Below are 18,871 nucleotides of genomic sequence, written 5' to 3' on the forward strand. Positions count from 1 at the left end.
TCATGGCATCGATGCTTTCTTCCCGCCAGCGCGGCGCCTTGCGCCTGTCCTGGCGTTTCATTGCCCCTTATCGTGGTCGCGTGCTGGGCGCGCTGCTGGCCTTGCTGTTCACGGCGGCGATCACCCTGTCCATGGGCCAGGGCATCAAGCTGCTGGTGGATCAGGGGCTGGCTACGCAATCCCCGGAGGCGTTGCAGCATTCGCTGGGGCTGTTCTTCGTGCTGGTACTGGCCCTGGCGTTCGGTACCTATTCGCGCTTCTACCTGGTGTCGTGGATTGGGGAGCGGGTGGTGGCCGATATCCGCCGCCACGTCTTCGATCATCTGATCGAATTGCACCCCGGCTTTTACGAGAACAATCGCAGCTCGGAGATCCAGTCGCGGCTCACGGCCGATACTACCTTGCTGCAATCGGTGATCGGCTCGTCGCTGTCGATGGCGCTGCGCAACCTGATTATGCTGATCGGCGGCAGCGTGCTGCTGGTGGTTACCAATGCCAAGCTCAGTGGCATCGTGCTGGCGGCGTTACCGTTGGTGGTGGCGCCGATCCTGCTGTTCGGGCGCCGCGTCCGTTCGCTCTCACGACAGAGCCAGGATCGCGTGGCCGACGTTGGCAGCTACGTGGGCGAGGCTCTGGCACAGATCAAGACCGTGCAGGCCTATAACCATCAGGACGAGGACAAGCGTCGCTTCGCCGATTCCGCCGAGGCGGCATTCGAGGTGGCGCGCAAGCGCATCGCCCAGCGTGCCTGGCTGGTTACCGTGGTCATCGTGCTGGTGCTGGGCGCCGTTGGCGTGATGCTCTGGGTGGGCGGCATGGATGTGATCGCCGGGCGCATTTCCGGCGGCGAACTGGCGGCCTTCGTGTTCTATGCACTGATCGTTGGTTCGTCCTTCGGAACCCTCAGCGAAGTAATCGGCGAACTGCAACGCGCGGCGGGGGCAGCCGAGCGCATCGGCGAATTACTCCGCGCGCGCAGTGACATCGTCGCGCCAGAGCAGCCGCAGGATCTGTCGAAGCCGGTGCAGGGCAGCCTGGCGTTGCAGCAGGTGCGCTTCGCCTATCCGTCGCGCCCGGACAGCAATGCCATCGATGGCATCGACTTGCAGGTGGCGGCTGGTGAAACCCTGGCGCTGGTCGGCCCTTCCGGGGCGGGCAAGTCGACCCTGTTCGATCTGCTGCTGCGCTTCTTCGATCCGCAGGCTGGGCGCATCCTCGTCGACGGTGTGCCCATCGACCAGCTCGATCCACGGGAGCTGCGCAGCTGCTTTGCGCTGGTCTCGCAGAACCCGGCGCTGTTCTTTGGCAGCGTCGAGGACAACATCCGCTATGGGCGTCTGGGTGCCACACAGGCAGAGGTCGAGGCAGCTGCGCGGGCGGCGCATGCGCATGAATTCATCCAGCGCCTGCCGCAGGGCTACCAGACTCATCTGGGCGACGCCGGGCTGGGGCTGTCGGGCGGGCAGCGTCAGCGCCTGGCGATTGCCCGGGCCTTGCTCGCCGATGCGCCAATCCTGCTGCTCGACGAAGCCACCAGCGCACTGGACGCCGAGAGTGAGCACCTGATCCAGCAGGCGCTGCCGGGGCTGATGGCCGGGCGCACGACGCTGGTGATTGCCCATCGTCTGGCCACGGTAAAGCAGGCTGATCGCATTGCCGTGATCGAGCAGGGGCGTCTGGCTGCCATTGGCAAGCATGCCGAACTGCTGACGCTGAGCCCTCTGTATGCGCGTCTGGCCGAGCTGCAATTCGGCCAGAATGGCTGATCAGTGCTGAGGGCGGATGGTCGCGGCGGCGCCCGCTGAAGCGATGATGATCGCTCCCACGGCGAGCCATTGGCCCCAGAGCAGCTTTTCCCCGAGAAATACCAGGCCGCAGAGTGCGGCGATGGCTGGCTCCAGGCTCATCAGTACGCTGAAGGTGCGTGCCGGCAGGCGGGTGAGGGCGACCATTTCCAGGCTGTAGGGCAGGGCCGAGGACAAGACCGCCACGCCGAGGGCGATGGGCAGCAGGTCGACGTTGAGCAGGCCGCTGCCCGCATGCCAGGCGCCAATCGGCAGTACCAGGATGGCCGCGACCCAGGTACCGAGTGCGACCGTATGGCGGCCATGCGCGGCGCCGGCCTTCTGACCGAAGATGATGTACAGCGACCAGCAGACGCCGGCCCCGAGTGCCAATGCCGCGCCCAGCGGATCGATGGCGCTCTGCGTGGCACCGGTTGGCAGCAGCAGCCACAGGCCGGCGATGGCCAGGATGACCCAGACGAAATCCAGCAGCCTGCGCGAAGAAAACAGCGCCAGCGCCAGCGGCCCGGTGAATTCCAGTGCCACCGCGATGCCCAGTGGGATGCTCTGCAGCGACATGTAGAACAGCAGGTTCATCCCGCCCAGGGACAGGCCATAGGCAACCAGCGCGTGACACTTGCGCAGGTCGAGGCGCGCACGCCAGGGCTGCATCACCAGTGACAGGATGATCGCGCCCAGCACCAGGCGTAGGGCTGTCGTGCCCTCGGCGCCCACCAGCGGAAAGAGGTGCTTTGCCAGCGACGCGCCACTCTGGATCGACATCATGGCCACCACCAGCAGGGCGATGGGGGCGAACAGGGTGGTGCGGGGCATGAGGCTGTCCTGATGCTGGTGGTTGAAAGAAAAAACCGGCCGCTGGGGGCCGGTTCTTCACAGCGCGCTAAGGCTTAGCGGTATTCGCAGAGGTAGGCGGTGTCGACGGCAACTTTCAGCTGGAACTTGCTGTTCGCCGGTACGGTGAACTGGCTGCCGGCTTCGAAAGTGTCCCAGGCGTCGCTACCCGGCAGCTTCACGGTCAGGGCGCCGGCTACCACATGCATCACTTCCAGCTGGCTGGTGCCGAATTCGTATTCGCCCGGCGCCATCACGCCGATGGTGGCAGGGCCTTCGGCCATGGCGAAGCCGATGGATTTGACGGTGCCGTCGAAGTATTCGTTGACCTTGAACATCTGCGATTCCTCGGAAAAGGGGCGAAAGGGGCCGCGAAGTCGACGGCAGCGCTGACGCACCGCTCGTCGCTGGGCTGGAAAAGGCCCGACAGTATGCCCAAGCGCTCTGGCGCCGTCATCACCCTTTGATGGGCAGCACCAGGGGTAGTAGACGCGCCGTGTTGCGGGCGTCCATCAGGGCGCGATGCTGCTGGCCCTGGAACTGCAAGCCGGCCAGTTGCAGTGCGCCATGCAGGCCGACGGGGCGGGCCAGTTGGCGCGCCCTGGCGAAGGCCTGCTTGAGGTTCAGGTGTGGCGTGTCACTGAGCAGGCTGCGCAGATCATGCTGTTGCCACTCGCGCAGCAACTGGCGGCGGTCGTAATCGCCCCAGCTGCTCCAGCCGACCAGGCGAGGGGCATGCTGGCCCAGCCAGCGCTCGAACTGCGCCCAGACCTGCGGTAGCGGCGCGGCGGAGTCGATGTCGTTCTGGGTGATATGGGTTAGCTCACGGCAAAAAACGGTCAGGCAGGGGCGGCGTTGTGGGCGAATGAAGCGCTGAAAGTGATCGCACTCATGGCCGTCGGTTGTTACCAGTGTGGCGCCGATCTCGATGATCTCCATCTCTTCCAGCGGCCAGCCACCCTCGTCGGTGGTGGCTTCCAGATCGATGACCAGCCAATGTCCCATGGGCGCTCCTTTGCGGTTCGGGCCGTGCGTCGCGGTACGGCAGTATGGAAAAGCTTTTCGCTGTCGGCAAACGGCGTGTAGGCTCTGGCGCCTGTGTATCAGAGGAGGTGTGTATGGCGAAGGTTGCATTTCTCGGGCTGGGGGTAATGGGCTACCCGATGGCCGGCCACCTGGCGCGCAACGGTCATCAGGTAACGGTCTACAACCGCTCGCCGGCCAAGGCCGAGCAATGGTTGGGCGAGTACCAGGGCAGCAGCGCGCCGACACCGCGCGAGGCTGTGCAGGGCGCCGAGCTGGTGATGTGCTGCGTGGGCAATGATGACGACTTGCGCAGCGTGGTGCTGGGGGGCGACGGCGCGTATGCCGGTATGGCTGCGGGAGCGATCTTCGTCGACCACACTACGGCTTCCGCCGACGTGGCACGTGAGCTGGCGGATATCGCCAGCGAGCGTGGGCTGGGCTTTCTCGATGCGCCGGTATCCGGTGGGCAGGCCGGGGCGGTCAATGGCGTGCTGACCATCATGGTCGGTGGCGAGGCGCAGGTTTATGCCAAGGCCGAGCCGGTGATCCAGGCCTATGCGCGGATGATGCGCCTGATGGGGCCAGCCGGTAGCGGGCAGTTGACCAAGATGGTCAATCAGATCTGCATTGCTGGTCTGGTGCAGGGGTTGGCCGAGGCGCTCAACTTCGCCCAGTGTGCCGGGCTTGACGGTCAGGCCGTGGTCGAGGTGATCAGCAAGGGCGCGGCGCAGTCCTGGCAGATGGAAAATCGCTACAAGACCATGCTCGAGGGCGAGTTCGACTTTGGCTTTGCGGTCGACTGGATGCGCAAGGATTTGTCGATTCTGCTTGAAGAGTCGCGGCGCAACGGTGCGCAGTTGCCCGTGACGGCGCTGGTCGATCAGTTCTATGCCGACGTCCAGGGCATGGGTGGTGGGCGCTGGGATACGTCCAGCCTGATCGCGCGCCTGCAGCGCGATCGCTGACCCTACTGCCGGGCCTCGACAGGCGCTAATATCGCCGCCGTTCGTTTCGTCTGTCGAGGTGCTCTTCATGGATTGCCGTGCAGGTTGCGGTGCCTGCTGCATCGCTCCTTCCATCAGTTCGCCGATCCCCGGTATGCCAGCGGGCAAGCCGGCGGGGGTGCGCTGCATTCATTTGTCTGCCGAGCATCTCTGCGCCCTGTTCGGGCTGCCGGAGCGGCCTGCAGTGTGTTCGGGGTTTCGCGCTGACGAGGCCGTGTGTGGCGACAGTCGCGAGAGCGCCTTGCGCATGATTGGCTGGCTCGAGCAGGCGACGGCCTGAGCCCCCTGAACCTGATTCATTCGTGGCTGGTCTGAAGCGAAAAGCACTCTGGGAGTTGGCATGAAAAAGGTTCGTATCGCAGCCCTGGCTGTGTTGCTGGGCGTCACGAGTGTCCAGGCGGCCGAGCGGCCCTGGAAGCTCGAGCGGGAAGAAGAGGGCGTGCAGGTTTACCTGGCGGAGGTGCCGGGTTCCAAATACAAGGCCTATCGCGGCGTGGTGAAGATCAAGAGCGATATTTCTCGCCTGCTGGCCCTGCAGGAGGATGTCGCGCAGTCCTGCACCTGGATCTACAGCTGCCAGTCGCAACGCTTGCTGGAAAGTGATGGCGGGCACGGTTGGGTCTATACGCGCTTCGATATGCCTTGGCCGGTCAAGGCGCGTGATTCGATACTCGAGGTCACCACGCAGAAGGCGGCAGATGGCAGCGTGACGCGATTGCTGAAAGCGGCACCGGAACGTCTGCCAGAGGACAAGGATTTCGTCCGTGTGCGTCGCGTGGACGGGCAATGGAATTTGCGTCCGCTGGGTAACGGTGAGGTCGAGGTGATTTACGAAGTGCACACCGAGCCGGGCGGCAGCGTGCCTTCCTGGCTGGCCAACAGCTTCGTGGTGGATGCGCCCCTGCAGACGTTGAAGGCGCTGCGCAGCCAGGCGCAGGCGAACTGAGTTAAAAAGAAAAAGGCTGCCATTGGCAGCCTTTTTCGATCCAGCGTGGCGATCAGCCGCGATCGTCCGGCAGGTCGCGTTGCTCGTAGCCGGTGTACAGCTGGCGCGGACGGCCAATCTTGTACGGGCCGGAGAGCATTTCCTTCCAGTGCGAGATCCAGCCGACGGTGCGCGCCAGGGCGAAGATCACGGTGAACATCGAGGTCGGGATGCCGATGGCCTTGAGGATGATGCCCGAGTAGAAGTCCACGTTCGGGTAGAGGTTGCGCTCCTTGAAGTAAGGATCGTTGCGCGCGATCTCTTCCAGCTTCATCGCCAGTTCCAGTTGCGGGTCGTTGATGCCCAGCTCGGCCAGTACTTCGTCGCAGGTCTGCTTCATGACCTTGGCGCGCGGGTCGAAGTTCTTGTAGACGCGGTGGCCGAAGCCCATCAGCTTGAACGGATCGTCCTTGTCCTTGGCCTTGGCCACGAACTTGTCGATGTTTTCCACGCTGCCGATCTCGTCGAGCATGGTCAGCACCGCTTCGTTGGCGCCGCCGTGTGCCGGGCCCCAGAGGGCAGCGATACCGGCTGCGATACAGGCGAACGGGTTGGCGCCCGAGGAACCTGCCAGGCGCACGGTAGAGGTGGAGGCGTTCTGCTCGTGGTCGGCGTGGAGAATGAAGATCTTGTCCATCGCCTTGGCCAGTACCGGGCTGATCGCCTTGGTCTCGGCCGGGGTGTTGAACATCATGTGGAGGAAGTTTTCCGCGTAGTTCAGGTCGTTACGCGGGTACATCATGGGTTGGCCCATGGAGTACTTGTAAGCCATGGCGGCAATGGTCGGCATCTTGGCGATCAGACGCATGGCCGATACTTCGCGATGCTTCGGGTTCTTGATGTCCAGTGAGTCGTGATAGAAGGCGGACAGGGCGCCGACCACGCCACACATGATGGCCATCGGGTGGGCATCGCGACGAAAGCCGTTGAAGAAGGTCTTCAGCTGCTCGTGAACCATGGTGTGGTTCTTGATGGTGCTGACGAACTGGGCCTTTTCTTCCTTGCTCGGCAGTTCGCCGTTGAGCAGCAGGTAGCAGGTTTCCAGGTAGTCGGATTTTTCTGCAAGCTGTTCGATGGGGTAGCCGCGATGCAGCAGGATGCCCTTGTCACCGTCGATATAGGTGATCTTCGACTCGCAAGAGGCGGTCGACATGAAGCCGGGATCGAAGGTGAACCGACCCGTGGCGGTCAGGCCCCGCACATCGATTACATCGGGACCAACGGTGCCGGTCAGAACAGGCAGGTCTACGGGGGCAGCGCCCTCGATGATCAACTGCGCTTTTTTGTCAGCCATGTGTGGCCTCCTAGTTATGCTTGAAATCATCAGACAGCCCCCCACGCAGGGCCCGCACCACTATAGTGGGATAAATCCGAAAGTCAATTTGCGAAAACCCCTGTGGCAGAAGGGTTTGGGCGCTATTTTTAGCGAAAAAAGGGCGCTATTTACGCCATTTGTAACGGGGCTGCAATGCGCTTTTTGGGGGAGGCCTTTGCATTGTCATTAGTCTGCTAACTGTCTATACTCTGCGCCCGACCGCTGGGGCTTAATAGCCGTATAAAAGCGGTCGTCACTCCTTGGGTGATGGGTACCTGACCAGTGCACTTCCCAACAACTTTGCCCTGAAGTTTAGGGGCTCTCAGTGTGATAAAAAGCCGTGAATAGCCAACGACCTGTAAACCTAGACCTTAGGACTATCAAGCTCCCAATCACCGCTTACACGTCCATTCTTCACCGTATCTCCGGTGTCATCCTTTTTGTCGGTATCGCCTTTCTGCTGCTTGGCCTCGACAAATCGCTGACCTCCGAAGAGGGCTTCGCCCAGGTGAAAGAGTGCCTGACCAGCCCGCTGGCCAAGTTCGTGATCTGGGGTCTGTTGTCCGCTCTGCTGTACCACCTGGTGGCCGGTGTGCGCCATCTGATCATGGATGCCGGGGTAGGCGAGACGCTGGAAGGCGGCAAGCTGGGCTCTAAAATCGTCATCGCCGTTGCGGCGGTCGTGATCGTGCTGCTGGGGGTGTGGATATGGTAACTAATGTCACGAACTTCTCGCGTTCGGGCCTCTATGACTGGATGGCTCAACGCGTTTCCGCGGTCGTTCTCGCGGCTTACACGCTGTTTCTGCTGGGCTATGTAATCTGTAATCCGGGTATGGGCTACGCCGAATGGCACGGCCTGTTCTCGCACACTGCTATGCGTATCTTCAGTCTGCTGGCTCTGGTGGCGCTGAGCGCTCACGCCTGGGTCGGTATGTGGACCATCTCCACTGACTACCTGACGCCGATGGCGCTGGGCAAGTCGGCTACCGTTGTACGTTTCCTGTTCCAGGCCGCGTGTGGCATCGCCATGTTCGCGTATTTCGTCTGGGGCGTGCAGATTCTGTGGGGTTTCTGATTCATGGCTAGCATCCGTACTCTTTCTTATGACGCCATCATCGTTGGTGGTGGTGGTGCCGGCATGCGCGCTGCGCTGCAGCTGGCTCAAGGCGGTCACAAGACTGCCGTGGTCACCAAGGTGTTCCCGACTCGTTCGCACACTGTTTCCGCTCAGGGTGGCATCACCTGCGCCATCGCTTCGGCCGACCCGAACGATGATTGGCGCTGGCACATGTACGATACCGTCAAGGGTTCCGATTACATCGGTGACCAGGACGCTATCGAGTACATGTGTTCCGTTGGTCCGGAAGCCGTGTTCGAGCTCGAGCACATGGGCTTGCCATTCTCCCGTACCGAGCAGGGTCGCATCTATCAGCGTCCGTTCGGTGGTCAGTCCAAGGGTCCGGACAATCCGACCCAGGCCGCCCGTACCTGCGCTGCTGCCGACCGTACCGGTCACGCGCTGCTGCACACCCTGTACCAGGCCAACCTGAAAGCTGGCACCTCGTTCCTCAACGAGTGGTATGCGGTCGATCTGGTCAAGAACCAGGATGGCGCCATTGTCGGCATCATCGCCATCTGCATCGAAACTGGCGAAACCGTCTACATCCGTTCCAAGGCCGTGGTTCTGGCCACTGGCGGTGCCGGCCGTATCTACGCCTCCACCACCAACGCCCTGATCAACACCGGTGACGGCGTGGGCATGGCCCTGCGTGCCGGCGTGCCGGTTCAGGACATCGAGATGTGGCAGTTCCACCCGACCGGCATCGCCGGCGCTGGTGTGCTGGTCACCGAAGGCTGCCGTGGTGAGGGTGGTTACCTGATCAACGCCCATGGTGAGCGTTTCATGGAGCGCTACGCGCCGAACGCCAAAGATCTGGCCGGCCGCGATGTGGTTGCACGTTCCATGGTCAAGGAAGTCATCGCCGGCAACGGTGTTGGCCCGAACAAGGATCACGTGCTGCTCAAGCTCGATCACCTCGGTGAAGAAGTGCTGCACAGCCGCCTGCCGGGTATCTGCGAACTGTCGAAGACCTTCGCTCACGTCGATCCGGTCGTCGCGCCGATTCCGGTCATCCCGACCTGCCACTACATGATGGGCGGCGTTGCCACCAACATTCATGGCCAGGCCATCACTCAGGATGCCAACGGCAAGGACACCATCATCGAAGGTCTGTTCGCCGTAGGTGAAGTGGCTTGCGTATCGGTGCACGGTGCCAACCGCCTGGGCGGCAACTCGCTGCTCGACCTGGTGGTGTTCGGTCGCGCCGCTGGCCTGCACCTGGAAAAAGCGCTGAAAGAGGGCGTGGAAGTCCGTGGTGCCAGCGAAACCGACATCGAGCAGTCGCTCGCCCGTCTGGCTGGTGTCAACGAACGCAGCACCGGTGAAGAAGTGGCTCCGCTCAAGCGTGAGCTGCAGCAGTGCATGCAAAACTACTTCGGCGTGTTCCGCACTGGCGAGTACATGCAGAAGGGCATCCAACAACTGGCCGACCTGCGCGAGCGTATCGCCAAGGTGAAAATCTCCGACAAGAGCCAGGCGTTCAACACTGCGCGTATCGAGGCGCTGGAACTGCAAAACCTGCTCGAAGTCGCCGAAGCGACCGCTGTGGCTGCCGAGGCTCGCAAAGAGTCCCGCGGTGCGCACGCTCGCGAAGACTTCGAGGAGCGCGACGATCAGAACTGGCTGTGCCATTCGCTCTACTTCCCGGGCGAGAAGCGCGTAGCCAAGCGTGACGTGAACTTCGCGCCGAAGACCGTTCCGGCATTTGAACCCAAGGTTCGGACTTATTAAGGGTGACCGATATGTTGCAAGTCAGTGTTTATCGCTACAACCCGGAGAAGGACGCTGCGCCCTTCATGCAGGACTTCCAGGTTGATACCGGCGGCAAGGACGTCATGGTTCTCGACGTGCTGGCGCTGATCAAGGAGCAGGACGAGGGTTTCTCCTATCGTCGCTCCTGCCGTGAAGGCGTTTGCGGCTCCGACGGCATGAACATCAACGGCAAGAACGGCCTGGCCTGCATCACTCCGCTGTCCGCAGCGGGGCTGAAGGGCGGCAAGCTGGTGATTCGCCCGCTGCCGGGTCTGCCGGTGATTCGTGACCTCGTCGTCGATATGAGCATCTTCTACAAGCAGTACGAGAAGGTGCAGCCGTTCCTGCAGAACGATACCCCGGCTCCGGCCATCGAACGTCTGCAGAGCCCGGAAGATCGCGAGAAGCTCGATGGTCTGTACGAGTGCATCCTGTGCGCCTGCTGCTCGACCAGCTGCCCGTCGTTCTGGTGGAACCCGGACAAGTTCCTCGGTCCCGCTGCATTGCTGCAGGCCTACCGCTTCCTGGCCGACAGCCGTGACACCAAGACGGCCGACCGTCTGGCGTCGCTGGATGATCCGTTCAGCGTATTCCGCTGCCGCGGCATCATGAACTGCGTGAACGTGTGCCCCAAGGGTCTGAACCCGACCAAGGCCATCGGTCACGTACGCAACATGCTGCTGCAGAGCGGTACCTGATTCGCAAGTTGCTTTACCTGTAACATCTGCATTACCGGCTTCGGCCGGTAATGCAGCACAAGCCAGAGCCACAGCTCACAAAGCCGTGGCTCATATTTGAAAAATATGACGACCAGCAGGGGCATCCGGGCTGGTACCCGGGCTATCTGCGGGACCCGAAGTGGCTTTATCCGAGTCGCGACAATCAGGACTCTGGTAAGACCATGCGACGTCCACGCCGGTGGTGTCCCCTTACCGAGGGTGACCAAGCATGCAAGAAAGCGTGATGCAGCGCATGTGGGAAAGCGCCCACCTATCCGGTGGTAACGCTGCCTACGTGGAAGAGCTCTATGAGCTCTACCTGCACGATCCCAACGCTGTGCCAGAAGAGTGGCGCACATACTTCCAGAAGCTGCCGACCGATGGCAGCGGCACCACGGACGTATCGCACTCGACCATTCGCGATCATTTCGTCCTGCTCGCCAAGAACTCGCGCCGTGCTCAACCGGTTTCCGCCGGGGCGGTCAGCAGCGAGCACGAGAAGAAGCAGGTGGAAGTGCTGCGCCTGATCCAGGCCTATCGCATGCGTGGTCATCAGGCTGCCCAGCTCGATCCGCTGGGGCTGTGGGTTCGCACTGCACCTTCCGATCTGTCGATCAATCACTATGGTCTGACCGACGCCGATCTGGATACCACCTTCCGTACTGGCGAGCTGTATATCGGCAAAGAAGAAGCAACGCTACGCGAAATTCGCGATGCGCTGCAGCAGACATATTGTCGCACCATCGGCGCCGAGTTCACCCACATCGTCGATTCCGGTCAACGCAACTGGTTCGCCCAGCGCCTGGAAAGCGTGCGTGGTCGTCCGCAGTTTTCTGCCGAAGTGCAGGCGCACGTGCTCGAGCGCGTGACCGCTGCCGAAGGTCTGGAAAAGTACCTGGGCACCAAGTACCCGGGCACCAAGCGTTTCGGTCTGGAAGGCGGCGAGAGCCTGATTCCGATGCTGGACGAAATCATCCAGCGTTCCGGCTCCTACGGCACCAAGGAAATCGTCATCGGCATGGCCCACCGTGGCCGTCTGAACGTACTGGTCAACACCTTTGGCAAGAACCCGCGCGACCTGTTCGACGAGTTCGAAGGCAAGAAGACCGAAGGTCTGTCCTCCGGTGATGTGAAGTACCACCAGGGCTTCTCGTCCAACGTCATGACCGCCGGCGGCGAAGTGCATCTGGCGCTGGCGTTCAACCCTTCGCACCTGGAAATCGTTTCCCCGGTGGTCGAAGGTTCCGTGCGTGCCCGTCAGGATCGTCGCAGCGACGCCACTGGCGACAAGGTACTGCCGATTTCCATCCACGGTGACGCGGCGTTCGCCGGTCAGGGCGTGGTCATGGAAACCTTCCAGATGTCGCAGACCCGTGGTTACAAGACGGGTGGCACCATCCACATCGTGATCAACAACCAGGTTGGTTTCACCATCAGCAACCCGCTGGATGCGCGCTCCACCGAGTACGCCACCGACGTGGCCAAGATGATCCAGGCGCCGATCTTCCATGTGAATGGTGATGATCCGGAAGCCGTGCTGTTCGTGACCCAGCTGGCTGTCGATTACCGCATGCAGTACAAGCGTGACGTGGTCATTGACCTGGTTTGCTACCGTCGTCGTGGCCACAACGAGGCCGACGAGCCGAACGGCACCCAGCCGCTGATGTACCAGCAGATCGCCAAGCAGCGCACTACTCGTGAACTCTACGCTGACGCGCTGATCGCCGCCGGCGCGCTGAGCAGCGATGCTGTGCAAGCCAAGATCGACGACTACCGTACTGCCCTGGATAACGGTCAGCACGTGGTCAAGAGTCTGGTCAAGGAGCCGAACAAGGAGCTGTTCGTCGATTGGCGTCCTTACCTGGGCCATGCCTGGACCGCGCGTCACGACACTCGCTTCGATCTGAAGACCCTGCAGGAACTATCCGCCAAGCTGCTGGAAATTCCGGAAGGTTTCCTGGTGCAGCGCCAGGTGTCGAAGATCCTCGAAGATCGCCAGAAGATGGGCGCCGGTGGCCTGCCGATCAACTGGGGCTTCGCCGAGACCATGGCCTATGCCACGCTGCTGGTCGAAGGACACCCGATCCGTATGACCGGTCAGGACATTGGCCGCGGTACCTTCTCGCACCGTCATGCGGTGCTGCACAACCAGAAGGATGCCTCGACCTACGTTCCGCTGAAGAACCTGTACGACGGTCAGCCGAAGTTCGAACTGTACGACTCCTACCTCTCCGAGGAAGCGGTGCTGGCGTTCGAATACGGCTACGCCACTACCACGCCTAACGCGTTGGTGATCTGGGAAGCCCAGTTCGGCGACTTCGCCAACGGTGCCCAGGTGGTATTCGACCAGTTCATTTCCAGTGGCGAGACCAAGTGGGGCCGTCTGTGCGGTCTGACCGTTCTGCTGCCGCATGGCTATGAAGGGCAGGGCCCTGAGCACAGCTCGGCGCGTCTGGAGCGTTATCTGCAACTGTGCGCCGAGCACAACATGCAGGTGTGCGTGCCGACCACCCCGGCTCAGGTCTACCACATGCTGCGTCGTCAGGTGATTCGCCCGCTGCGCAAGCCGCTGGTGGTGCTCACGCCGAAGTCGCTGCTGCGTCACAAGTTGGCTATCTCGACCCTGGAAGAACTGGCCGAAGGCTCCTTCCAGACCGTGATCGGCGAGATCGATTCGCTGGATCCGAAAAAGGTCGAGCGCATGATCCTGTGCAGTGGCAAGGTCTACTACGACCTGCTGGAGAAGCGTCGTGCCGAAGGCCGCGAAGATACTGCCATCGTGCGTATCGAGCAGCTCTATCCGTTCCCGGAAGAGGATCTGACCGAAGCGCTGGCGCCGTACAAGAACCTCAAGCACGTGGTCTGGTGCCAGGAAGAGCCGATGAACCAGGGCGCTTGGTACTGCAGCCAGCACCACATGCGTCGTGTCACCTCCGCGCACAAGAAGACGCTGTTCCTCGAGTACGCCGGTCGTGACGCGTCTGCAGCCCCCGCTTGCGGTTACGCATCGATGCACGCCGAGCAGCAGGAAAAACTGCTGCAGGACGCCTTTACTGTTTAACGCCTTCATCCGGGAGGTGGCAGATGTCACCTCCCGGTTAAACCGAATTTAAGGAAACGCACACAATGGCTATCGAGATCAAAGCCCCAACCTTCCCGGAATCGGTTGCCGATGGCACCGTTGCCACCTGGCACAAGAAGCCGGGCGAAGCCGTCAAGCGTGACGAGCTGATCGTCGACATCGAAACCGACAAGGTCGTGATCGAAGTGCTGGCCGAGGCCGACGGCGTTCTGGCTGAAATCATCAAGAACGAAGGCGACACCGTTCTCTCCAACGAACTGCTCGGCAAGCTGACCGAAGGTGGCGCTGCCGCTGCTGCTCCGGCCGCCGCCCCGGCTGCTGCTGCCGCTCCGGCCCAAGCTGCTGCCCCGGCCGCTGCTGCTGGTGACGACGCCATCCTCTCGCCGGCCGCGCGCAAGCTCGCCGAAGAGAACGGCATCGATCCGAACAGCATCGCCGGCACCGGCAAAGGTGGTCGTGTGACCAAGGAAGACGTGGTCGCTGCCGTCGAAGCCAAGAAGAACGCGCCAGCCGCCGCTGCCAAGCCGGCCGCTGCTGCTGCCGCCGCTCCGGTCGTTGCCACTGGCGACCGCACCGAGAAGCGTGTGCCGATGACCCGCCTGCGCGCCAAGATCGCCGAGCGTCTGGTCGAGGCTCAGTCCTCCATGGCCATGCTGACCACCTTCAACGAAGTCGACATGACCGAAGTCATGGCCCTGCGTTCGAAGTACAAGGATCTGTTCGAGAAGTCCCACAACGGCGTGCGCCTGGGCTTCATGTCCTTCTTCGTCAAGGCCGCCACCGAAGCGCTGAAGCGTTTCCCGGCAGTCAACGCCTCGATCGACGGCAACGACATCGTTTACCACGGCTATGCCGACATCGGTGTTGCCGTGTCCAGCGACCGTGGTCTGGTGGTTCCGGTACTGCGCAACGCCGAGCTGATGAGCCTGGCCGAGATCGAAAACGGCATCGCCACCTTCGGCAAGAAAGCGCGTGACGGCAAGCTGTCCATCGAGGAAATGACCGGCGGTACCTTCACCATCACCAATGGTGGTACCTTCGGTTCGATGATGTCGACCCCGATCGTCAACCCGCCGCAAGCGGCCATTCTGGGCATGCACAACATCATCCAGCGCCCGATGGCGATCAACGGCCAAGTCGTGATCCGCCCGATGATGTACCTGGCGCTGTCTTACGATCACCGCCTGATCGATGGTAAGGAAGCCGTGACTTTCCTGGTGACCATCAAGAACCTGCTCGAAGATCCGGCTCGCCTGCTGCTGGACATCTAAAAATCAGCGGTGAGCTGCGAGTTCGGGGCGCTCAGCTCCGACTTGCAGCTTGCCGTTTGACGCTTAAGGATTAGGAGAAAGTTATGACCCAGAAATTCGACGTGGTAGTCATCGGTGCCGGCCCTGGCGGCTATGTTGCCGCCATCAAGGCCGCCCAACTCGGCCTCAAAACCGCCTGCATCGAGAAGTACCAGGGCAAGGACGGCAAGGTCGCACTCGGCGGTACCTGCTTGAACGTCGGTTGCATTCCGTCCAAGGCGCTGCTGGACAGCTCCTGGAAGTACCACGAAGCGAAAGAAGGCTTTGCCGTACACGGTATCGAAGCCAAGGGCGTGACCATCGACGTACCGGCGATGATCGGTCGCAAGGCCACCATCGTTAAGAACCTGACCGGCGGCATCGGCTCGCTGTTCAAGGCCAATGGTGTGACCCTGCTGGAAGGCCACGGCAAGCTGCTGGCTGGCAAGCAGGTCGAAGTCACCGGCACCGACGGAAAGACCGAAGTGGTTGAAGCCGCCCACGTGATCATCGCTTCCGGTTCCAAACCGGTCGAAATCCCGCCGGCCCCGGTCGATCAGGACGTGATCGTCGACTCCACCGGCGCCCTGGAATTCCAGAGCGTGCCGAAGAAGCTGGGCGTCATCGGCGCCGGCGTGATCGGTCTGGAGCTGGGTTCGGTCTGGGCTCGCCTGGGTTCCGAAGTCACCGTACTGGAAGCCATGGACAAGTTCCTTGCCGCTGCCGACGAGCAGATCGCCAAGGAAGCCCAGAAGACCCTGACCAAGCAGGGTCTGGATATCCGTCTGGGTGCTCGCGTTACCGGTACCGAAGTTAAGAAGAAGCAGGTTACCGTCACCTTCACTGACGCCAACGGCGAGCAGAAGATGGTGTTCGACAAGCTGATCGTGGCTGTCGGCCGTCGCCCGGTGACCACCGATCTGCTGGCTGCTGACAGTGGCGTCACCCTGGACGAGCGTGGCTATATCTACGTCAACGACCAGTGCGAAACCAGTGTTCCGGGCGTTTATGCCGTGGGTGATGTGGTGCGTGGCGCCATGCTCGCGCACAAAGCCTCGGAAGAGGGCGTGATGGTTGCCGAGCGTATCGCTGGCCACAAGGCCCAGATGAACTACGACCTGGTTCCGTCGGTGATCTACACCCACCCGGAAATCGCATGGGTCGGCAAGACCGAGCAGCAACTGAAGGCCGAAGGCGTTGCCGTCAACGTAGGTACCTTCCCGTTCGCTGCCAGCGGTCGCGCCATGGCTGCCAACGACACCGGTGGTCTGGTCAAGGTTATCGCGGATGCCAATACCGACCGCGTTCTGGGCGTTCACGTGATCGGCCCGAGCGCTGCCGAACTGGTTCAGCAAGGTGCGATCGGCATGGAATTCGGCACCAGCGCCGAAGACCTGGGCATGATGGTCTTCTCCCACCCGACGCTGTCTGAGGCGCTGCATGAAGCTGCCCTGGCCGTGAACGGTGGCGCGATCCACATCGCCAACCGCAAGAAGCGCTAAGCGTGGCAGTGGCCGACCTGTTCGGCCACTCGAGTTGTTGTAAGCCACTGGAGTAGACGGGGCGTCGCGTAATCGCCCCCTCACAGCGGTGGTGTTTGCAAGCAGAACCACGTCGGGATGCCCGCGTCGAGCTCGACTCGCGGCGGAACGCCCGGCGGACTGCTCAGGCAGTCACAGGTGGCGCGGTATCACAAGTACAGCGCCGAATGCGCAATACCTAAACGAAGACGGTAGACAAGCATGAATCTTCACGAGTATCAGGGTAAGCAGCTGTTCGCTGAATACGGCCTGCCCGTATCCAAGGGCTTCGCGGTAGACACCCCGGAAGAAGCCGCAGAAGCCTGCGAAAAAATCGGTGGCAGCGAGTGGGTTGTCAAGGCTCAGGTCCACGCTGGTGGCCGCGGCAAAGCCGGTGGCGTAAAGCTGGTCAAGAGCAAAGAAGACGCCAAGGCCTTCGCCGCCAACTGGCTGGGCAAGCGTCTGGTGACCTACCAGACTGACGCCAACGGTCAGCCGGTCAGCAAAATCCTGGTCGAATCCTGCACCGACATCGCCAAGGAACTGTACCTGGGCGCCGTCGTTGACCGCTCCAGCCGTCGCATCGTGTTCATGGCTTCCACCGAAGGTGGCGTGGACATCGAGAAAGTGGCTCACGAAACCCCTGAGAAGATCCTCAAGGCCACCGTTGATCCGCTGGTTGGCGCTCAGCCGTACCAGGGTCGCGAACTGGCTTTCCAACTGGGTCTGGAAGGCGATCAGATCAAGCAGTTCACCCACATCTTCGTTGGCCTGGCCAAGCTGTTCCAGGACTACGACCTGGCGCTGCTGGAAGTGAACCCGCTGGTGATCAAGGCCGACGGCAACCTGCACTGCCTGGACGCCAAGATCAACATCGACTCCAACGCTATGTACCGTCAGCCCAAGCTGCGCGCCATGCACGACCCGTCCCAGGACGATGCTCGTGAAGCCCATGCGCAGAAGTGGGAGCTGAACTACGTTGCGCTGGAAGGCAACATCGGCTGCATGGTCAACGGCGCTGGCCTGGCCATGGGCACCATGGACATCGTCAACCTGCACGGCGGCAAGCCGGCCAACTTCCTCGACGTTGGCGGCGGTGCGACCAAAGAGCGTGTGACCGAAGCGTTCAAGATCATCCTGTCCGACAGCAACGTCGCTGCCGTTCTGGTGAACATCTTCGGCGGCATCGTTCGTTGCGACATGATTGCCGAAGGCATCATCGGCGCCGTGAAAGAAGTCGGCGTGAAAATCCCGGTCGTCGTCCGTCTGGAAGGCAACAACGCTGAGCTGGGCGCCAAGGTCCTGGCCGAAAGCGGTCTGAACATCATCGCGGCAACCAGCCTGACCGACGCTGCTCAGCAAGTCGTCAAAGCTGCGGAGGGCAAGTAATGAGCGTCCTGATCAATAAAGACACCAAGGTCATCTGCCAGGGTTTCACTGGCTCGCAAGGTACCTTCCACTCCGAACAAGCCATCGCCTACGGCACCAAGATGGTTGGCGGCGTGACCCCGGGCAAGGGCGGCACCACTCACCTGGGCCTGCCGGTGTTCAACACCGTGAAAGAAGCCGTTGAAGCCACTGGCGCCGACGCTTCGGTCATCTACGTTCCGGCTCCGTTCTGCAAGGACTCGATCCTGGAAGCAGCCAACGGCGGCATCAAGCTGATCGTCTGCATCACCGAAGGCATTCCGACCATCGACATGCTGGAAGCCAAGGTCAAGTGCGACGAGCTGGGCGTACGCCTGATCGGCCCGAACTGCCCGGGCGTGATCACTCCCGGCGAGTGCAAGATCGGCATCATGCCGGGTCACATCCACCTGCCAGGCAAAGTCGGCATCGTGTCCCGTTCGGGCACCCTGACCTATGAAGCCGTGAAGCAGACCACCGACGCCGGCTTCGGCCAGTCCACCTGCGTGGGCATCGGCGGTGACCCCATCCCGGGCTCCAACTTCATCGATATCCTGAAGCTGTTCCAGGAAGACCCGAAAACCGAAGCCATCGTCATGATCGGTGAAATCGGTGGTTCGGCCGAGGAAGAAGCGGCTGCCTTCATCAAGGCCAACGTCACCAAGCCTGTAGTGTCCTACATCGCTGGTGTGACCGCTCCGCCCGGCAAGCGCATGGGCCACGCTGGCGCCATCATCTCCGGCGGCAAAGGCACTGCAGACGAGAAATTCGCTGCCCTGCAAGACGCCGGTGTGAAAACCGTGCGTTCCCTGGCTGACATCGGCAAGGCTCTGGCCGAGCTGACCGGTTGGGAAGCCAAGAACGCCTAAGCGTTCTTAGCGGATCGAGAAAGGCCACCTTCGGGTGGCCTTTTTCTTTGGGGCATTTTTTAGCTGCGGACATGGCCATTCGGCACTCTGCCTGCGACATCCACGCCAGGGTCGAACGTGCCGAGGGTAGGGGAGGCATCGTTGT

Annotated in this window: 17 protein-coding genes; 13 read left to right on the top strand and 4 right to left on the bottom strand. The window is 61.7% G+C overall.

The features are described from left to right. Window positions 1–2 precede the first annotated feature (2 nt). Window positions 3–1,766 carry an ABC transporter transmembrane domain-containing protein gene (locus ACODS1_RS19410; RefSeq protein ID WP_489086951.1) on the top strand — a complete coding sequence of 588 codons (1,764 nt, stop codon included), beginning with the start codon at window positions 3–5 and terminating at the stop codon, window positions 1,764–1,766. Here ACODS1_RS19410 and rhtA read toward each other — a convergent pair whose 3' ends face one another. From rhtA to ACODS1_RS19425, 3 genes are all read right to left on the bottom strand, one after another. Further along, a complete protein-coding gene (rhtA, locus tag ACODS1_RS19415) occupies window positions 1,767–2,618 on the bottom strand; it encodes a threonine/homoserine exporter RhtA (RefSeq protein WP_489086952.1) in 852 nt (283 codons plus the stop codon). It abuts the gene before it with no gap. A 74-nt stretch (window positions 2,619–2,692) separates the two neighbouring features. Then, window positions 2,693–2,974: a pyrimidine/purine nucleoside phosphorylase gene (ppnP, locus tag ACODS1_RS19420; RefSeq protein WP_322977974.1), complete on the bottom strand. Its 282-nt coding sequence runs from the start codon at window positions 2,972–2,974 to the stop codon at window positions 2,693–2,695. 118 nt (window positions 2,975–3,092) lie between these two features. Next, the gene (locus tag ACODS1_RS19425) at window positions 3,093–3,641 is read right to left on the bottom strand and encodes a 3'-5' exonuclease (protein ID WP_489086953.1); all 549 of its coding nucleotides are present in this window, start codon (window positions 3,639–3,641) and stop codon (window positions 3,093–3,095) included. A 113-nt stretch (window positions 3,642–3,754) separates the two neighbouring features. Here ACODS1_RS19425 and ACODS1_RS19430 point away from each other — a divergent pair, with 113 nt between their 5' ends. The 3 genes from ACODS1_RS19430 (at window position 3,755) to ACODS1_RS19440 (ending at window position 5,612) form a co-directional block, all read left to right on the top strand. Then, window positions 3,755–4,627, top strand: a complete 873-nt coding sequence (locus ACODS1_RS19430; RefSeq protein ID WP_489086954.1) for an NAD(P)-dependent oxidoreductase — start codon at window positions 3,755–3,757, stop codon at window positions 4,625–4,627. 67 nt (window positions 4,628–4,694) lie between these two features. After that, on the top strand, window positions 4,695–4,946 hold the full coding sequence (locus ACODS1_RS19435) for a YkgJ family cysteine cluster protein (RefSeq protein ID WP_322977971.1): 252 nt from the start codon (window positions 4,695–4,697) through the stop codon (window positions 4,944–4,946). A 60-nt stretch (window positions 4,947–5,006) separates the two neighbouring features. Next, on the top strand, window positions 5,007–5,612 hold the full coding sequence (locus tag ACODS1_RS19440) for an START domain-containing protein (RefSeq protein WP_322977970.1): 606 nt from the start codon (window positions 5,007–5,009) through the stop codon (window positions 5,610–5,612). Window positions 5,613–5,664: 52 nt separating this feature from the next. Here the strand turns inward: ACODS1_RS19440 and gltA are convergent, their stop codons facing one another. Next, window positions 5,665–6,945 (bottom strand): citrate synthase, encoded by a 1,281-nt coding sequence (gltA, locus tag ACODS1_RS19445; protein WP_322977969.1) that lies wholly within the window; start codon window positions 6,943–6,945, stop codon window positions 5,665–5,667. Between the two features lie 361 nt (window positions 6,946–7,306). Here gltA and sdhC point away from each other — a divergent pair, with 361 nt between their 5' ends. The 9 genes from sdhC to sucD all read left to right on the top strand — a co-directional run bounded on the left by sdhC (window position 7,307) and on the right by sucD (window position 18,726). Then, a complete protein-coding gene (gene sdhC / locus ACODS1_RS19450; RefSeq protein WP_489086955.1) occupies window positions 7,307–7,681 on the top strand; it encodes a succinate dehydrogenase, cytochrome b556 subunit in 375 nt (124 codons plus the stop codon). Continuing rightward, a complete protein-coding gene (sdhD, locus tag ACODS1_RS19455) occupies window positions 7,675–8,043 on the top strand; it encodes a succinate dehydrogenase, hydrophobic membrane anchor protein (protein ID WP_159971347.1) in 369 nt (122 codons plus the stop codon). The genes sdhC and sdhD overlap by 7 nt, the downstream gene beginning before the upstream one ends. Before the next feature lie 3 nt (window positions 8,044–8,046). Beyond that, complete coding sequence (sdhA, locus tag ACODS1_RS19460; RefSeq protein ID WP_159971346.1) at window positions 8,047–9,819, top strand: succinate dehydrogenase flavoprotein subunit; 1,773 nt, start codon at window positions 8,047–8,049, stop codon at window positions 9,817–9,819. A gap of 11 nt (window positions 9,820–9,830) precedes the next feature. After that, window positions 9,831–10,538: a succinate dehydrogenase iron-sulfur subunit gene (locus ACODS1_RS19465; protein ID WP_322977967.1), complete on the top strand. Its 708-nt coding sequence runs from the start codon at window positions 9,831–9,833 to the stop codon at window positions 10,536–10,538. A gap of 250 nt (window positions 10,539–10,788) precedes the next feature. Continuing rightward, on the top strand, window positions 10,789–13,620 hold the full coding sequence (locus ACODS1_RS19470; RefSeq protein WP_322977966.1) for a 2-oxoglutarate dehydrogenase E1 component: 2,832 nt from the start codon (window positions 10,789–10,791) through the stop codon (window positions 13,618–13,620). A gap of 65 nt (window positions 13,621–13,685) precedes the next feature. Continuing rightward, a complete protein-coding gene (gene odhB, locus ACODS1_RS19475; RefSeq protein WP_489086956.1) occupies window positions 13,686–14,912 on the top strand; it encodes a 2-oxoglutarate dehydrogenase complex dihydrolipoyllysine-residue succinyltransferase in 1,227 nt (408 codons plus the stop codon). An 83-nt stretch (window positions 14,913–14,995) separates the two neighbouring features. After that, window positions 14,996–16,432, top strand: a complete 1,437-nt coding sequence (gene lpdA, locus ACODS1_RS19480; protein ID WP_322977964.1) for a dihydrolipoyl dehydrogenase — start codon at window positions 14,996–14,998, stop codon at window positions 16,430–16,432. A 240-nt stretch (window positions 16,433–16,672) separates the two neighbouring features. After that, entirely contained in the window at window positions 16,673–17,839 is a 1,167-nt protein-coding gene (gene sucC / locus ACODS1_RS19485) for an ADP-forming succinate--CoA ligase subunit beta (protein ID WP_322977963.1), read from the top strand. Beyond that, window positions 17,839–18,726, top strand: a complete 888-nt coding sequence (gene sucD / locus ACODS1_RS19490) for a succinate--CoA ligase subunit alpha (protein ID WP_322977962.1) — start codon at window positions 17,839–17,841, stop codon at window positions 18,724–18,726. Before sucC ends, sucD begins: the two co-directional genes overlap by 1 nt. The last annotated feature ends 145 nt before the right edge of the window (window positions 18,727–18,871 follow it).

It is taken from the genome of Pseudomonas sp. FG29, assembly GCF_057809355.1.

Coding starts and splice junctions, on each gene's coding strand:
- ACODS1_RS19465 (WP_322977967.1), top strand. CDS start 9,831: ATGTTGCAAGTCAGTGTTTATCGCTACAACCCGGAGAAGGACGCTGCG.
- ACODS1_RS19430 (WP_489086954.1), top strand. CDS start 3,755: ATGGCGAAGGTTGCATTTCTCGGGCTGGGGGTAATGGGCTACCCGATG.
- lpdA (WP_322977964.1), top strand. CDS start 14,996: ATGACCCAGAAATTCGACGTGGTAGTCATCGGTGCCGGCCCTGGCGGC.
- ACODS1_RS19435 (WP_322977971.1), top strand. CDS start 4,695: ATGGATTGCCGTGCAGGTTGCGGTGCCTGCTGCATCGCTCCTTCCATC.
- ACODS1_RS19440 (WP_322977970.1), top strand. CDS start 5,007: ATGAAAAAGGTTCGTATCGCAGCCCTGGCTGTGTTGCTGGGCGTCACG.
- sdhD (WP_159971347.1), top strand. CDS start 7,675: ATGGTAACTAATGTCACGAACTTCTCGCGTTCGGGCCTCTATGACTGG.
- rhtA (WP_489086952.1), bottom strand. CDS start 2,618: ATGCCCCGCACCACCCTGTTCGCCCCCATCGCCCTGCTGGTGGTGGCC.
- odhB (WP_489086956.1), top strand. CDS start 13,686: ATGGCTATCGAGATCAAAGCCCCAACCTTCCCGGAATCGGTTGCCGAT.
- ppnP (WP_322977974.1), bottom strand. CDS start 2,974: ATGTTCAAGGTCAACGAATACTTCGACGGCACCGTCAAATCCATCGGC.
- ACODS1_RS19425 (WP_489086953.1), bottom strand. CDS start 3,641: ATGGGACATTGGCTGGTCATCGATCTGGAAGCCACCACCGACGAGGGT.
- sucD (WP_322977962.1), top strand. CDS start 17,839: ATGAGCGTCCTGATCAATAAAGACACCAAGGTCATCTGCCAGGGTTTC.
- ACODS1_RS19410 (WP_489086951.1), top strand. CDS start 3: ATGGCATCGATGCTTTCTTCCCGCCAGCGCGGCGCCTTGCGCCTGTCC.
- sdhA (WP_159971346.1), top strand. CDS start 8,047: ATGGCTAGCATCCGTACTCTTTCTTATGACGCCATCATCGTTGGTGGT.
- gltA (WP_322977969.1), bottom strand. CDS start 6,945: ATGGCTGACAAAAAAGCGCAGTTGATCATCGAGGGCGCTGCCCCCGTA.
- sucC (WP_322977963.1), top strand. CDS start 16,673: ATGAATCTTCACGAGTATCAGGGTAAGCAGCTGTTCGCTGAATACGGC.
- ACODS1_RS19470 (WP_322977966.1), top strand. CDS start 10,789: ATGCAAGAAAGCGTGATGCAGCGCATGTGGGAAAGCGCCCACCTATCC.